The sequence below is a fragment of the Variovorax monticola genome, from assembly GCF_051216855.1.
Taxonomy (GTDB): Bacteria; Pseudomonadota; Gammaproteobacteria; order Burkholderiales; family Burkholderiaceae_C; genus Variovorax.
The window spans coordinates 477,203-490,436 of sequence record NZ_JBPJZP010000005.1 but is presented as its reverse complement, the minus strand read 5'-3'; the positions used below and the strand labels follow the sequence as shown (position 1 = coordinate 490,436).

The following is a 13,234-nucleotide window of genomic DNA, read 5'->3' as shown; positions in this document are numbered from 1 at the left end:
TTCTTCAGGCCCTGAATTCACCGTAGGAGCGCCGAAATCCGTGCCACGTGGGGGTGGGGCAGGCCTGCCTGTAGGAGGTCGCGCCCCGGGCCTGAAAGGGGCGCCAGAAGGTGGCCCGTTCCTACAGTCAGGTCGCGTTCAGCCACGTACAACCCTTGCAACGATGTCTTCTTCGCCCATTCCCTCCGCTGCCGCAGCGCCCGTGACCCCCACGGTGACCACCTCGCTGAAGGTCATGACGGTGAACACCCACAAGGGCTTCACCGCGCTGAACCGCAAGTTCATCCTGCCGGAACTGCGCGATGCGGTGCGCACCGTGGGCGCCGACGTGGTGTTCCTGCAGGAGGTGCTGGGCACGCATTCGCGCCATGAGCGCAAGGTGAGCAACTGGCCCGAGGCGCCGCACTACGAATTTTTGGCCGACACCATGTGGCCGCAGTTCGCTTACGGGCGCAACGCGGTGTACCCCAAGGGCCACCATGGCAACGCGGTGCTGTCGAAGTTTCCGATCGTGCATTTCCGCAACCACGACGTGTCGGTGAGCGGGCCCGAGAAGCGCGGCCTGCTGCATTGCGTGCTGCGCCTGCCGGGCCGCCCGGTCGACGTGCACGCGATCTGCGCGCACCTGGGCCTGGCCGAGGCGCATCGGCAGCAGCAGCTGGAGTTGCTGTGCCACATCGTGCGCGACGAGGTGCCGCCCGACGCGCCGCTGATCGTGGCGGGTGACTTCAACGACTGGCGCGGGCGGGCGCACGAGGTGCTCGAAAAGGGTGCCGCGCTGCGCGAGGTGTTCGTGCAGGCCAACGGCCGCGCGGCCAAGACCTTTCCGGCGCGTTTTCCGGTGTTGCAGCTCGACCGCATCTACGTGCGCAACGCCGGCGTGCATGCGCCGGTGGTGCTGCCGCGCCGGCCGTGGTCGCACCTGTCGGACCACGCGCCGCTGGTGGCGAACATCGACCTCTGAAATTCAAGACGTTTTTCGGGCATTCCCATGAACAACAACAACCACTGGATCGGTGGCAACCGCATCGAGCTGCTCGAGAACGGCGAACAGTTCTTCCCGCGCGTGTTCGACGCCATCCGCCATGCGAAGCGCGAAGCGATCATCGAGACCTTCATCCTGTTCGAGGACAAGGTGGGCCTGCAACTGCATGCTGCCATGCGCGAGGCCGCGCAGCGCGGCGTGAAGGTCGACCTGATGATCGACGGCTTCGGCTCGCCCGACCTCTCGCGCGAGTTCATCGAGGGGCTGACCTCGGTCGGCGTGAAGGTGCGTGTGTTCGACCCCGGTGCGCGCTTCATGGGCCGGCGGCTCAACGTGTTTCGCCGCATGCACCGCAAGATCGTGGTGATCGACGGCGAGCGTGCCTTCGTGGGCGGCATCAACTACTCGGCCGATCACCTGCTGGACTTCGGCCCCAAGGCCAAGCAGGACTACGCGGTGGCGCTCGAAGGCCCTGTCGTCGCGGAGATCCACCAGTTCGTGCTGCGCGCCATCGCGCTCGGCGGCAAGGGCGCGGGCTGGTTCCGCCGCCGCCTGAAGCTGGCGCCGCCGGTGCGGCAAAGCCCTGCCGGCGAGGCCGATGTGATGTTCGTCACGCGCGACAACCGGCGCCACACCAACGACATCGAGCGCCAGTACCGCGCGGCCATCCGCGCAGCGAAAGAGCGCATCGTGATCGCCAACGCGTACTTCTTTCCGGGCTACCGGCTCATCAAGGAGTTGCGCCGCGCGGCGCGCCGCGGGGTGGATGTGCGGCTCATCCTGCAGGGCGAGCCGGACATGCCGATCGTGAAGACGGCCGCGAGCATGCTGTACCACCACCTGCTGCACGCGGGCGTGCGCATCTACGAGTACTGCGAACGGCCGCTGCACGGCAAGGTCGCGCTGATGGACGACAGGTGGAGCACCGTGGGCTCGAGCAACCTCGACCCGCTGAGCCTGTCGCTCAACCTCGAGTCGAACGTGATCGTGCGCGACACCGCCTTCAACGGCGTGCTGTGGGAGCGCATGGACCAGCTGATGCGCCACAGCTGCAAGCAGATCGAGGCGGCCGACCTGGCCAGCGAATGGAGCGGCTGGCGGCTGGTGCGCAGCTTCTTCGTGTTCCACATCCTGCGCTGGTACCCGGCGCTGCTGGGCCGGCTGCCGCGCCACGTGCCGCGCCTGACGCCGGCCGAGGCGACCGACCTGGCGAATCGGCGCGACACCGGGCTGAGCAACCCGACTGGCGGTGCCACGCAGACTGAAGCCGCCTGAGGCCGGGTGTCAACAAGCGGGCATGAGCGAATGGACATGAGCGCGATGACCCTGACCCGAACCGCCTGGTGGCCCTGGGCCCGCCGCGTGGCCGTGTGGGGCTTCTTCGCGCTGATCGCCTGGCTGCTGGTGACGCAGGCGCGCACCATCGACTGGGCCGAGGTGCTCGGTGCCATTCGCGCTCTCCCCGCCAGCGCGCTGCTGGCCGCCGGCGCGCTGGTGGTGTGCAGCTTCGTGCTGTACAGCACCTACGACCTGCTGGGCCGGCACATCACGCAGCACCGGCTGGGCGCGGGCACGGTGATGGGCGTGACCTTCATCAGCTATGCATTCAACCTCAACCTGGGCTCGCTGGTGGGCGGCGTGGCGTTCCGCTACCGGCTGTATTCGCGCCTGGGGCTGAGCAACGACACCATCACACGGGTGCTGGGCTTCAGCATGCTGACCAACTGGTTCGGCTACCTGGTGGTGGCGGGCGCGGCCTTCTGCTTCTGGCCGCTGGCGTTGCCGCCGGGCTGGAAGATCGGCAACGAAGGGCTGCGCATTCTGGGCGCGGCGCTGCTGGCGGCTGCGTTGGCGTACCTGGCGTTGTGTGCGGTGGCCAAAGGGCGTGTGTGGCGCGTGCGCGGGCATGCGTTCAAGACGCCGGGCCTGCCGATGGCGCTGCTGCAGCTGGCGATGTCGTGCGCCAACTGGTCGCTGATCGGCGGCGTGATCTGGTTCCTGCTGCAGGGGCAGGTCGGCTACGTGCACGTGCTCGCGGTGCTGCTGGTGGCTGCGGTGGCCGGCGTGGTCACGCACGTGCCCGCGGGGCTCGGCGTGCTCGAGGCCGTGTTCGTGGCGCTGCTGGGGCATGCCGTGGCAGAGGCGCAGTTGCTCGGGGCGCTGCTGGCGTACCGCGCCCTTTACTACCTGCTGCCGCTGGCGGTGGCCACCGTGGCCTACCTGGCGACCGAGGTGCGCGCCAGGCGGCTGCGCGCGGCGTCCGGACCGATTGCACAGCAATGAAAACGAAATTGTTGCGCTGCAGCAATTTCGCCGCGAGAAGCCTATAGTGGTACGACCTCCTCCCAACCTGCGCACTGCCCCCTCATGTCATCTCTCACCACCGCCGCCCGTCCGGCCCATCCGCTCACGCAGTGGCTCGACCTGGCACTCAAGACCCAGGAGATGCTGCTGTCTTCCGGCTCGGTGATCCGCATGCGGACCGAACGCATGGCCAAGGCGGGGCTCGCGCCCAGCGCCGTCGACCTGGCCGAGTTCCAGCTCATGGGTCAGGAAAAGCTCGCCGCCGCGAGCGAGTCGGGCATGGCGATGGCCAGGCAGTGGCATGACAGCCATGTGTCGCTGGCCAGCCGCACGGTGCAGCATTGGGTGCAGGGCACCACGGCTTTCTTTCTGCTGGCCGGCAGCGTCACGCCGGCCCAGGCAGCGGCCAACGGCGATGCCTTCGTGCAGTCGGCCGCCGGATCCGTCTCGGCCGCGAGCCAGCTGCCGGGCATTGCAGCGGGCATCGCGCGCGAAGGCCTCAAGCCGATCCATGCGGCCGCCACGTCGAACGCGCGCCGGCTGGCCGACCTCGAAGCCTGACGAAAACGCTCAGCCCTTCGCCGGCACCAGCGTCAGCAATGTAATTTCAGAAGGCGCGCCAAAGCGCTTCGGCGGACCCCAGTAGCCGGTGCCCCGGCTCACATACACCCACATGTCGTGCAGCCGGTGCAACCCCGCCGTGAAGGGCTGCTGCATCGGCACGAACAGGTTCCACGGAAAGAACTGGCCGCCGTGCGTGTGGCCCGACAGCTGCAGCTGGTAGCCGGCGGCGGCGGCCAGTGTCGCGCTGCGCGGCTGGTGCGCCAGCAGCACGCGCGTGTGCACCAGCGGCGGGGCGTCGTGCAGCGCCAGGTGCGGGTCGCTGGCATGCGCCGCGTCGAAGTGCCCGGCGGTGAAGTCGGTCACGCCGGCCAGCACCAGCGCGCTTTCGAACAGCTCTTCGTCGGTCTGCGCGCCGCGCACGTTGCGCGTCTGCAGCACCACGTGCTCGTTGAGCAGCACCTTCAGGCCGAGCCGGCGCAGCTCGGCAATCCAGGCGTGCGCGCCGGCGTAGTACTCGTGGTTGCCCGTGACCACGAAGGTGCCGTGGCGCGCGCGCAGGCCCGCCAGCGGCGCGATGTGCTCGCGCAGCTCGGGCACGCTGCCGTCGACCAGGTCGCCGGTGATCGCGATGGCGTCCGCGCCCAGCCGGTTGACCGCTTCGACGATGCGCTGGATGTAGGCGCTCTTGATGGTCGGGCCCACGTGGATGTCGCTGAGCTGCGCGATGGTGAAGCCTTCGAGTGCCTGCGGCAGGCCGCTGATGGGCACGTCGACCCGCTTCACGCTGGCCGTGCGGCGCGCGTTGAGAAAGCCGACGGCCGACGTGGCCGTAGCCAACGCCAGCACCGCCAGCGCGCTCCAGGGCTTCAGGCTGCTCCACGGCACCTGCATGCCGCCCGCGATGCTGGCCAGCCAGGTCAGCCCCAGGCCCGCGTCGCGCAACAGCGTCAGCACGAACATCGAGGAGAACCAGCCCATGCTGATCAGGCCGACCCATTTCAGGACGGCGCCGGCCGAGCCCTCGCGCCCGACGCGGCGCGAGACAAAAGGCAGGGGAATCGTGGCTGCGGACACCACCAGCGCCAGCAGCGCCAGGGGCCAGGCAGGCGTGAGCGCAGCCAGCGCGGGCAGCAGGCGCAGCGCAATGTAGACGTGCAGCAGCGCGGTAAGCGCGCTCAGGGGACGGATCGGCATCGGGGCAATGGGTTCGGGCACTGCCCGGGATACACCACCTGCAAGGCGCATGCCGCGCATTCAAGACGCCGCGGTACGCGGCAGTCGCTATTTTTTCTATAGCGCAAGGGGCCCGGATAGCGGGCGCTGTGGCGGGCAAGGCGCCGAAGAAAAACGCTGTCGCCACGCGGTGCCGGCGCCCACTTGCGCGCCCTCACGCAGCGCTACTGCACCGCGCGCGTGCCGGCCGAGGCCATGTCGGTGCCCGCAGGCCAGACGAAGCTCGCCTTGGCCGACGCGCCTTCGGGCACCCGCACCCGCTGCTTGAGCACCTGGCTGCCCAGGCGTGCTTCCACCTCGTAGCTGCCCGGCTCCAACCGCGCCACCATCAACGGGCCGCCCGAGGTCACGTTGTCGATCAAGGCCACGCCGTGGCTGTCGCGAACCGTGACGTGCACGTTGGCCGCGAAGTCGGCGCCCTTGCTGTCCTTGACCGCGAACTCGAAGGTGGCAGGCCAGCGCGGCGCCACCGTCTCCATCAGTTGGGCTTCATCGCTGCCGATGCCACCGCTCATGTACTCGACGCCGTGCGACATGTAGATCGGCGGATTCACCGCCGCCTGGGCCGACGACAGCGCGCCGAGCAGGGCGGCGCCGCACAGCAGCGCGGCCGCCAGGGGCCGCATGCGCGATGGAAAACGGGAGGTCATGGTCTGGATCCTTTCCGGGTCGACATGGCGGAACGCCACGAGGCCACTGTGCGCGGCGTGGCTGAGGAAAGGCTGACCTGAAAAGAAAACGGGCCACGCCATGCGGCGTGGCCGGGGCCCCAAAGGCCTCAGCGCGCGGTGGCCGTGCTCTGCGCCAGCGTCTGCGGCAGCTGCGGCGCCACCGAGGCCATGTCGAAGTTCGACGGCCAGACGAAGGCTGCGCGCGCCGGCACGCCGGCAATCACCACCAGCGACTGCGTCAGCGTGAGGCCGCCGAGCGTCACGTTCACGTCGTAGGCGCCCGGGTTCAGGCGCGCGAGCATGTACGGCGACTTCGTCTGCACGTCCATCACCAGCTGGCCGGTGTACTTCTGGCGGATCTGCACGGCGGCCTTGGCCGGAAAGCCGCCCTGCTGCGCGCCCTTGCCGTCGCTCACGCCGAGCGCGATGGTGGCGGCCCAGCGCGGCGACACCATTTCCATGAAGGCGGCTTCGTCGCGTGCGGCGCCGCCGCACATGTACTCGATGCCCTGCGCCACTTCGATGGGCGGGTTCGAGAGCGCATGGGCCGGTGCGACCAGGGTCACGGCCCCGAGGAATGCTGCTGTGCCGCTCAATACCAGCGCGGCCAGTGGCCGGCGGAGACGCGAAGGGTTCATTGCTGTGTGGTCCTCGATCTTGCGTAACGTGAAATCCGTCAAGGATTTTGCTTAGCAAGAGTCGGGCTAGATATAGCGTTTACGAGGAACGATCTGCGGATTCAGGTTGAATGCTATTGTTTTCATAGCTGATGACGTCCGTGTGACGTGCGTTCTGGCTATTTTTGTCAACAAGCCTCACGGAAACCCTGATCCGTGCGGTTTCGCTGCGTTCTGCGGCGTTTTGGCGTCCGAATCCGCAAACGTGCATGGGTGCACGCCTACAGCGGTGCACGGCGGGGCGCGATATGAATGGCTGAACAGACACAAGGAGCTTCGGCCATGACCCTCGAATCGACCCTCAACGAGTTCAAGAAAGTGGACGCCCAGCGGGCGGACTACCCCGGCGAGCACCTCGCGGTGCTGGGCGCCGGTGTGTTGCTGCTGCTGGCGGCGGGCCGCAGCCGGTCGTTCCTGATGCGCGTGGTGGTGGGCGCGGCGGGCGGTGCGTTGATCGGGCGCGCGGCGAGCGGCACCGGCGGCATCGCCAAGCTGGCCGGAACGTTGCAGAGCGGGGGTCTGGCATGGCCGCGGCGCTGAGCGAGCGGACTGTTGCTCGCCCCGGCTCGCAGCGCTATTGGGCGCCCTGCCTGGCCGTGGCGCTGGTGGCGATGTGCCTCTTCTATGTGGCGCTGACCGACTTGCTGAAAGATCGCGCCGCCCACGCACCCGTGCCGGTGAGCGCGGTCCCGGCCGTCGTTCAGCCGCCTCTGGCGGGCGGTGGCGCCGACGATGCGATGCCGGTGTATGGGCCGGCGTCTTCCGGTCGGGCCTATATTGCGCGGGACGCGACACGCGTGGCGCCTGCGCTGTCGCCCGTCGTCGCAACGCCCGTGCGCCTGGCGGTGACCAAGTGTGTGTCGTCTTCCGGCACTGCCGAGTATTCCGACGGACCGTGCGCCGAAGGTTCGCAGGCTTCCACGACCTTGCAACTCCAATGAAAAACGCCCGGCTCGGCCGGGCGTTCGTTGCGTCTCGGCAGTGCGGTGCTGCCTGCCGATGCGTCTTTCCTAGACGTCGATGTTCGCCACCCGCAACGCGTTCTGCTCGATGAACTCGCGGCGCGGCTCCACCTCGTCGCCCATCAGCATCGTGAACACGCGGTCGGCTTCGATCGCGTCGTCGACCTGCACGCGCAGCAGGCGGCGCACGGTCGGGTCCATGGTGGTTTCCCACAGCTGCGCGGGGTTCATTTCGCCCAGGCCCTTGTAGCGCTGGCGCGACGTGGCGCGCTCGGCTTCGCCGATCAGCCACTTCATGGCCTGGCGGAAGTCGCCGACCTTTTCTTCCTTGGCACGCTCTCCCTCGCCGCGGCGAACCACGGCACCCTCTTCGCTCAGCAGGCCGCGGAAGGTGTTGGCGGCTTCGGCCAGCGCGGCGTAGTCGGCGCCGTGCACGAAGTCCTGCGTGATCACGCTGCTCTTGATGTTGCCGTGGTGGCGGCGGCTGATGCGCAACAGCGGCTTGTCGGTGCGTGCATCGAACTCGTTGCTCACCTCGGCCGGGATGCCGGTGGTGTTGAGCTCGCGCAGCTTGACCTGCAGCGCCGCGGCCGAGGCTTCGGCTGCGGGCGTGGTGTCGAGGTCGAGCGCCACGCCGTCGGCAATGGCGCGCAGCGCCTCGGCATCCATGAAGTTGCGCAGGCGCGCGATCACGGCCTCGGCCAGCTGGTGCTTGCGCGCCAGTTCGGCCAGCGTGTCGCCGGTCAGGGTGGTGGAGCCGGCGCCGCCGGTCTCGATGCGCGCGTCCTTCAGCGCCACCTTGATCAGGAAGGCGTTGAGGGCGGCTTCGTCCTTCAGGTACTGCTCTTCCTTGCCGACCTTGACCTTGTAGAGCGGCGGCTGCGCGATGTAGATGTGGCCGCGCTCCACCAGTTCAGGCATCTGCCGGTAGAAGAAGGTGAGCAGCAGCGTGCGGATGTGGGCGCCGTCGACGTCGGCGTCGGTCATGATGATGATGCGGTGGTAGCGCAGCTTGGCGACGTTGAAGTCGTCTGCGCCGCTGCCCGCGCTGGTGGCGCCGGCGCGGCCGATGCCGGTGCCCAGGGCTGTGATCATCACCAGAATTTCGTTGCTGGTGAGCAGCTTCTCGTAGCGTGCCTTTTCCACGTTCAGGATCTTGCCGCGCAGCGGCAGGATGGCCTGGAACTTCCGGTCGCGGCCCTGCTTGGCGGAGCCGCCGGCGGAGTCGCCCTCCACCAGGTAGACCTCGCAGAGCGCGGGATCTTTCTCCTGGCAGTCGGCCAGCTTGCCGGGCAGGCCCATGCCGTCGAGCACGCCCTTGCGGCGCGTCATTTCGCGGGCCTTGCGGGCCGCCTCGCGGGCGCGGGCGGCCTCGATGATCTTGCCGCAGATGATCTTGGCGTCGCCCGGGCGTTCCTGCAGGTAGTCGCTGAGCAGGCGCCCGACGATGTCTTCCACCGGCGCGCGCACTTCGCTGGACACCAGCTTGTCCTTGGTCTGGCTGGAGAACTTGGGCTCGGGCACCTTCACGCTCAGCACGCAGCACAGGCCTTCGCGCATGTCGTCGCCGGTGACTTCGACCTTCGCCTTTTTCGCGAACTCGTTTTCTTCGATGTACTTGTTGATGACCCGGGTCATCGCGGCGCGCAGGCCCGTGAGGTGGGTGCCGCCGTCACGCTGGGGAATGTTGTTGGTGAAACAGAGAACCTGCTCGTTGTAGCCGCTGTTCCACTGCATCGCCACTTCCACGCCGATGTGCGTGCCGGGAATGCCGCCGTAGGTGTCGGCCGGCTTTTCGCCTTCGGCGTAGAACGAGTTCGGATGCAGGACGGTCTTGCCCTTGTTGATGAACTCCACGAAGCCGCGCACGCCGCCGGCGCCCGAGAAGTCGTCTTCCTTGCCGGTGCGCTCGTCCTTCAGGCGGATGCGCACGCCGTTGTTCAGGAAGCTCAGTTCGCGCAGGCGCTTGCTGAGGATTTCGTAGTGGAAGTCCGAGTTCTCCTTGAAGATCTCGGTGTCCGGCAGAAAGTGCACCTCGGTGCCGCGCTTGTCGGTGTCGCCGATGACCTTCATCGGCGAGACCTCGATGCCGTTCACCTTGTCGAGCAGGCGGTTCTGCACGAAGCCGCGGCTGAATTCGAGCTCGTGGATCTTGCCTTCGCGACGCACGACCAGGCGCAGCTTGATGCTCAGCGCGTTCACGCAGGACACGCCCACGCCGTGCAGGCCGCCCGAGACCTTGTAGCTGTTCTGGTTGAACTTGCCGCCGGCGTGCAGCTCGGTGAGCGCAATTTCGGCCGCCGAGCGCTTGGGCTCGTGCTTGTCGTCCATCTTCACGCCGGTAGGAATGCCGCGGCCGTTGTCGGTGACGGAGATCGAGTTGTCGCTGTGAATGGTCACGACGATGTCGTCGCAGTGGCCCGCCAGCGCCTCGTCGATGGAGTTGTCCACCACTTCGAACACCAGGTGATGCAGGCCCGTGCCGTCGGAGGTGTCGCCGATGTACATGCCGGGGCGCTTGCGCACGGCCTCAAGCCCTTCGAGGATGGTGATCGAGCCTTCGCCGTAGCTGGTGTCGGGCGCGATGGACTCGGGCGGCACGACCTGCACTTCAGGCGTGTAGACCGGCTCGGTGTGCGGCACTTCGGGCTTGTTTTCTTCTGCACTCATTCGGTATTCCTCTATCTCTCTCACGGCATGGCCGTGATTTTTCGGGCTCGCAACAACGCAATTCGCCGCCTCTTGAAAGCGCAAACCCGCGGGGGGCCGCGGGTTGTGTGCGCAAGGCGCTACAGGGTCTGTCTGCTAGATACGCATCGGCATCACGACGTACTTGAAGGATGCGTTCTCGGGGATGGTCAGTAGCGCGGAACTGTTGGAGTCCGCCAGGTCCAGCTTCACCATGTCCTGTTCCATGTTCGACAGCGCGTCGATCAGGTAGGTCACGTTGAAGCCGATTTCGATGGCGTCGCCGCCGTAGTCGATGTCGAGCTCGTCCTGCGCTTCTTCCTGCTCGGCGTTGTTGGACGCGATGCGCAGGGTGCCCGGCTCGATGTTCAGGCGCACGCCCTTGAACTTCTCGCTGGTCAGGATGGCGGTGCGCTGCAGGCTGGCCAGGAGCGGCGCGCGGCCGAGCGTGACGGTGTTCTTGTGGTTCTTCGGGATGACGCGGTTGTAGTCGGGGAACTTGCCCTCGACCAGCTTGGTGACGAACTCCATGCCGCCGAAGCTGAACTTGGCCTGGTTGTTCGCGAACTGCATCTCGATGGCGCCTTCGGCGTCGGACAAGAGGCGCTGCATTTCGAGCACCGTCTTGCGCGGCAGGATCACTTCTTGACGGGGCACTTCGACGTCCAGCGTGGCCGAGGAGAACGCCAGGCGGTGGCCGTCGGTGGCCACCAGGCTCAGCTGCTTGCCTTCGGCGACGAACAGGATGCCGTTGAGGTAGTAGCGGATGTCGTGCACGGCCATGGCGAAGGACACTTGCGAGAGCAGGTCCTTCAGCGTCTTTTGCGGCACGCTGAACACGGGGCCGAAGTTGGCCGCTTCCTGCACCAGCGGAAAGTCTTCCGCGGGCAGCGACTGCAGCGTGAAGCGGCTCTTGCCGCCCTTGAGCACCAGCTTGCTGGCGCTCGACTCGAGGCTCACGGTCTGGTCGGCCGGCATGGTGCGCAGGATGTCGATGAGCTTGCGCGCGCCGATGGTGGTGGTGAAGTTGCCTTCGTCGCCGCCGAGCTCGGCGGTGGTGCGGATCTGGATCTCGAGGTCGCTGGTGGTCAGCTGCAGCTGGCCGCCGGTCTTGCGAATCAGCACGTTCGCCAGGATAGGCAGGGTGTGACGCCGCTCCACGATGCCCGCCACCGACTGCAGCGCAGCGAGGACTTTGTCTTGGTTTGCCTTCAAAACGATCATGTCTTCTTCCTCTTCTCTATCTCTTTGAATCAGCTTGTAAGGGCGCCATTCTCCGCTGTCGCGGGGGGCGTTCCTGATGACATTCGGCTTCTTCAGCCCTTGAGCGTCTGTTCGAGCACGTGGAGTTGCTGGTTGAGCTCGGTGAGCTGCTGGCGCTCGCCCGAGATCTTGCGCACCGCGTGCAGCACCGTCGTGTGGTCGCGGCCGCCGAACAGCTCGCCGATTTCCGGCAGGCTTTTCTGCGTGAGCTCCTTGGCCAGGTACATCGCGATCTGCCGCGGCCGCGCAATGCTGGCCGGTCGCTTCTTGCTGTACATGTCGGCGACCTTGATCTTGTAGTAGTCGGCCACCGTCTTCTGGATGTTCTCGACCGAGATCTGCCGGTTCTGGATCGACAGCAGGTCGCGCAGCGCCTCGCGCGCCAGGGCGATCGAGATCTCCTTCTGGTTGAAGCGCGAGTACGCCAGGATCTTGCGCAGCGCCCCTTCGAGCTCGCGCACGTTGGAGCGCACGTTCTTGGCGACGAAGAAGGCCACTTCTTCCGGCATTTCGGCCGATTCGGCGCGCGCCTTGTTGATAAGAATGGCCACGCGCATTTCGAGTTCGGGCGGCTCGATGGCCACCGTGAGGCCCGAATCGAAGCGGGACACCAGGCGCTCGTGAATGTCGGCCAGACCCTTGGGATACGTGTCGCTGGTCATCACGATGTGCGACTTCTTCGCGAGCAGGGCCTCGAACGCGTTGAAGAACTCTTCCTGCGTGCGGTCCTTGTTGGCGAAGAACTGCACATCGTCGATCAGCAACAGATCGAGCGAGTGATAGCGCTCCTTGAACTCGTCGAAAGTCTTGCGCTGATACGCCTTGACCACATCCGACACGAACTGCTCGGCGTGGATGTAGAGAACTTTGGAATCGGGACGGTCGGCGAGCAACCGGTTGCCCACTGCGTGCATCAGGTGGGTCTTGCCCAGGCCGACGCCGCCGTAGATGAAAAGCGGGTTGTACAGATGGCCCGGCATGCCCGACACGTGCATGGCCGCGGCGCGCGCCATGCGGTTCGCGGTGCCCTCGACCAGCGTGTCGAAAGTGAGACCGGAATTCAGCCGGTTCTTGAAGCCGGCGGCGGCGGGCTCCTCGCCCGGACCGGCCACGTCGCGCGGCACATCGGTTTCGGCCATGACGGCCACGGGCGCAGAGCGGATGGGGGCTTCGCGCGGAGCAAGCGCTAACTCGACGGCCACCGGCTGGCCGTACATCTTCTCGGCCATGGCAGCGATCTTGCCGGCGTACTGGGCGCGGATCCAGTCGAGCTTGAAGCGGTTGGCGACGAACACGGTCATGCGCGACAGGTCGTCGGCGACCTGTGCGGTCAGGGGCTTGATCCAGGTATTGAACTGCTGCTCGGACAGCTCCTGCGCGAGCTGGTCGACGCAGGCCTGCCAGAGGCTTTCGCCGATGCCGTCAGTGGACATGGGCGCTTGAAAAAGTGGTGAAACCCTCGTGCATTTTTTGGTATAGGTACTGTGGATATTCTCTGCTGGAAGGCGCTCGGCATTCTAACTTGTCAAAACCTTATCCACATGCTGGCAAGGTTGGCGAAAGGCCCGCAAATCCGCTCGAAGATTGTCCGGGGCGCCAATGTTTGCGATAATTGCGGGTTTCCCTGAAAACCTTCTTGCGTTCGTCACTAGGAGCTCAGGGGCCATCCCAATACGCTCCCCCGGCGCCCCGCAGGTTCTTCATGCCTTCCGTACGAAGAGTCCGCGCGAACAGGGAAACAGGAAATCACCATGAAACGCACCTACCAAGCATCCAAAGTCCGCCGCGCCCGTACCCACGGCTTTCTGGTCCGCATGAAGACCCGTGGCGGCCGTGCCGTCATCAACGCACGCCGCGCCAAGGGCCGCAAGCGCCTGGCAGTCTGAC

General features: G+C 66.5%; 13 protein-coding genes. 7 read left to right on the top strand and 6 right to left on the bottom strand.

The window, feature by feature from the left end:
* The first annotated feature begins 163 nt into the window (after positions 1 to 163).
* The 4 genes from ACSFA5_RS20115 (at position 164) to ACSFA5_RS20100 (ending at position 3,850) form a co-directional block, all read left to right on the top strand.
* Positions 164 to 964 carry an endonuclease/exonuclease/phosphatase family protein gene (locus ACSFA5_RS20115; protein WP_435445793.1) on the top strand — a complete coding sequence of 267 codons (801 nt, stop codon included), beginning with the start codon at positions 164 to 166 and terminating at the stop codon, positions 962 to 964.
* A 27-nt stretch (positions 965 to 991) separates the two neighbouring features.
* Positions 992 to 2,260: a cardiolipin synthase ClsB gene (gene clsB, locus ACSFA5_RS20110; protein WP_435445792.1), complete on the top strand. Its 1,269-nt coding sequence runs from the start codon at positions 992 to 994 to the stop codon at positions 2,258 to 2,260.
* 36 nt (positions 2,261 to 2,296) lie between these two features.
* Positions 2,297 to 3,268 carry a lysylphosphatidylglycerol synthase domain-containing protein gene (locus ACSFA5_RS20105; RefSeq protein ID WP_435445791.1) on the top strand — a complete coding sequence of 324 codons (972 nt, stop codon included), beginning with the start codon at positions 2,297 to 2,299 and terminating at the stop codon, positions 3,266 to 3,268.
* 84 nt (positions 3,269 to 3,352) lie between these two features.
* A complete protein-coding gene (locus ACSFA5_RS20100; RefSeq protein ID WP_435445790.1) occupies positions 3,353 to 3,850 on the top strand; it encodes a polyhydroxyalkanoate granule-associated phasin in 498 nt (165 codons plus the stop codon).
* 9 nt (positions 3,851 to 3,859) lie between these two features.
* Here the strand turns inward: ACSFA5_RS20100 and ACSFA5_RS20095 are convergent, their stop codons facing one another.
* From ACSFA5_RS20095 to ACSFA5_RS20085, 3 genes are all read right to left on the bottom strand, one after another.
* Positions 3,860 to 5,107, bottom strand: a complete 1,248-nt coding sequence (locus tag ACSFA5_RS20095; protein WP_435445789.1) for a metallophosphoesterase — start codon at positions 5,105 to 5,107, stop codon at positions 3,860 to 3,862.
* Between the two features lie 143 nt (positions 5,108 to 5,250).
* Complete coding sequence (locus ACSFA5_RS20090) at positions 5,251 to 5,736, bottom strand: hypothetical protein (protein ID WP_435445788.1); 486 nt, start codon at positions 5,734 to 5,736, stop codon at positions 5,251 to 5,253.
* Positions 5,737 to 5,864: 128 nt separating this feature from the next.
* Positions 5,865 to 6,395 carry a hypothetical protein gene (locus ACSFA5_RS20085; RefSeq protein WP_435445787.1) on the bottom strand — a complete coding sequence of 177 codons (531 nt, stop codon included), beginning with the start codon at positions 6,393 to 6,395 and terminating at the stop codon, positions 5,865 to 5,867.
* A gap of 321 nt (positions 6,396 to 6,716) precedes the next feature.
* Between ACSFA5_RS20085 and ACSFA5_RS20080 the strand changes: the two genes are divergently transcribed.
* Both ACSFA5_RS20080 and ACSFA5_RS20075 read left to right on the top strand, forming a co-directional pair.
* On the top strand, positions 6,717 to 6,974 hold the full coding sequence (locus tag ACSFA5_RS20080) for a hypothetical protein (RefSeq protein ID WP_435445786.1): 258 nt from the start codon (positions 6,717 to 6,719) through the stop codon (positions 6,972 to 6,974).
* Complete coding sequence (locus tag ACSFA5_RS20075) at positions 6,959 to 7,375, top strand: hypothetical protein (protein WP_435445785.1); 417 nt, start codon at positions 6,959 to 6,961, stop codon at positions 7,373 to 7,375. The genes ACSFA5_RS20080 and ACSFA5_RS20075 overlap by 16 nt, the downstream gene beginning before the upstream one ends.
* A gap of 69 nt (positions 7,376 to 7,444) precedes the next feature.
* Here ACSFA5_RS20075 and gyrB read toward each other — a convergent pair whose 3' ends face one another.
* The 3 genes from gyrB to dnaA form a co-directional block, all read right to left on the bottom strand.
* Complete coding sequence (gene gyrB, locus ACSFA5_RS20070; RefSeq protein ID WP_435445784.1) at positions 7,445 to 10,066, bottom strand: DNA topoisomerase (ATP-hydrolyzing) subunit B; 2,622 nt, start codon at positions 10,064 to 10,066, stop codon at positions 7,445 to 7,447.
* A gap of 135 nt (positions 10,067 to 10,201) precedes the next feature.
* Positions 10,202 to 11,308 carry a DNA polymerase III subunit beta gene (gene dnaN / locus ACSFA5_RS20065; protein WP_435445783.1) on the bottom strand — a complete coding sequence of 369 codons (1,107 nt, stop codon included), beginning with the start codon at positions 11,306 to 11,308 and terminating at the stop codon, positions 10,202 to 10,204.
* A 92-nt stretch (positions 11,309 to 11,400) separates the two neighbouring features.
* Positions 11,401 to 12,780 (bottom strand): chromosomal replication initiator protein DnaA, encoded by a 1,380-nt coding sequence (gene dnaA, locus ACSFA5_RS20060; RefSeq protein WP_435445782.1) that lies wholly within the window; start codon positions 12,778 to 12,780, stop codon positions 11,401 to 11,403.
* Positions 12,781 to 13,098: 318 nt separating this feature from the next.
* On the opposite strand from dnaA, the gene rpmH reads away from it, so the two are divergent.
* Positions 13,099 to 13,233 carry a 50S ribosomal protein L34 gene (rpmH, locus tag ACSFA5_RS20055; RefSeq protein ID WP_007834827.1) on the top strand — a complete coding sequence of 45 codons (135 nt, stop codon included), beginning with the start codon at positions 13,099 to 13,101 and terminating at the stop codon, positions 13,231 to 13,233.
* The last annotated feature ends 1 nt before the right edge of the window (position 13,234 follow it).

Bases quoted from the DNA above. Each gene is read 5' to 3' on its own strand.
- ACSFA5_RS20115 (WP_435445793.1), top strand. From the start codon at position 164: ATGTCTTCTTCGCCCATTCCCTCCGCTGCCGCAGCGCCCGTGACCCCC.
- clsB (WP_435445792.1), top strand. From the start codon at position 992: ATGAACAACAACAACCACTGGATCGGTGGCAACCGCATCGAGCTGCTC.
- ACSFA5_RS20105 (WP_435445791.1), top strand. From the start codon at position 2,297: ATGAGCGCGATGACCCTGACCCGAACCGCCTGGTGGCCCTGGGCCCGC.
- ACSFA5_RS20100 (WP_435445790.1), top strand. From the start codon at position 3,353: ATGTCATCTCTCACCACCGCCGCCCGTCCGGCCCATCCGCTCACGCAG.
- ACSFA5_RS20095 (WP_435445789.1), bottom strand. From the start codon at position 5,107: ATGCGCGGCATGCGCCTTGCAGGTGGTGTATCCCGGGCAGTGCCCGAA.
- ACSFA5_RS20090 (WP_435445788.1), bottom strand. From the start codon at position 5,736: ATGACCTCCCGTTTTCCATCGCGCATGCGGCCCCTGGCGGCCGCGCTG.
- ACSFA5_RS20085 (WP_435445787.1), bottom strand. From the start codon at position 6,395: ATGAACCCTTCGCGTCTCCGCCGGCCACTGGCCGCGCTGGTATTGAGC.
- ACSFA5_RS20080 (WP_435445786.1), top strand. From the start codon at position 6,717: ATGACCCTCGAATCGACCCTCAACGAGTTCAAGAAAGTGGACGCCCAG.
- ACSFA5_RS20075 (WP_435445785.1), top strand. From the start codon at position 6,959: ATGGCCGCGGCGCTGAGCGAGCGGACTGTTGCTCGCCCCGGCTCGCAG.
- gyrB (WP_435445784.1), bottom strand. From the start codon at position 10,066: ATGAGTGCAGAAGAAAACAAGCCCGAAGTGCCGCACACCGAGCCGGTC.
- dnaN (WP_435445783.1), bottom strand. From the start codon at position 11,308: ATGATCGTTTTGAAGGCAAACCAAGACAAAGTCCTCGCTGCGCTGCAG.
- dnaA (WP_435445782.1), bottom strand. From the start codon at position 12,780: ATGTCCACTGACGGCATCGGCGAAAGCCTCTGGCAGGCCTGCGTCGAC.
- rpmH (WP_007834827.1), top strand. From the start codon at position 13,099: ATGAAACGCACCTACCAAGCATCCAAAGTCCGCCGCGCCCGTACCCAC.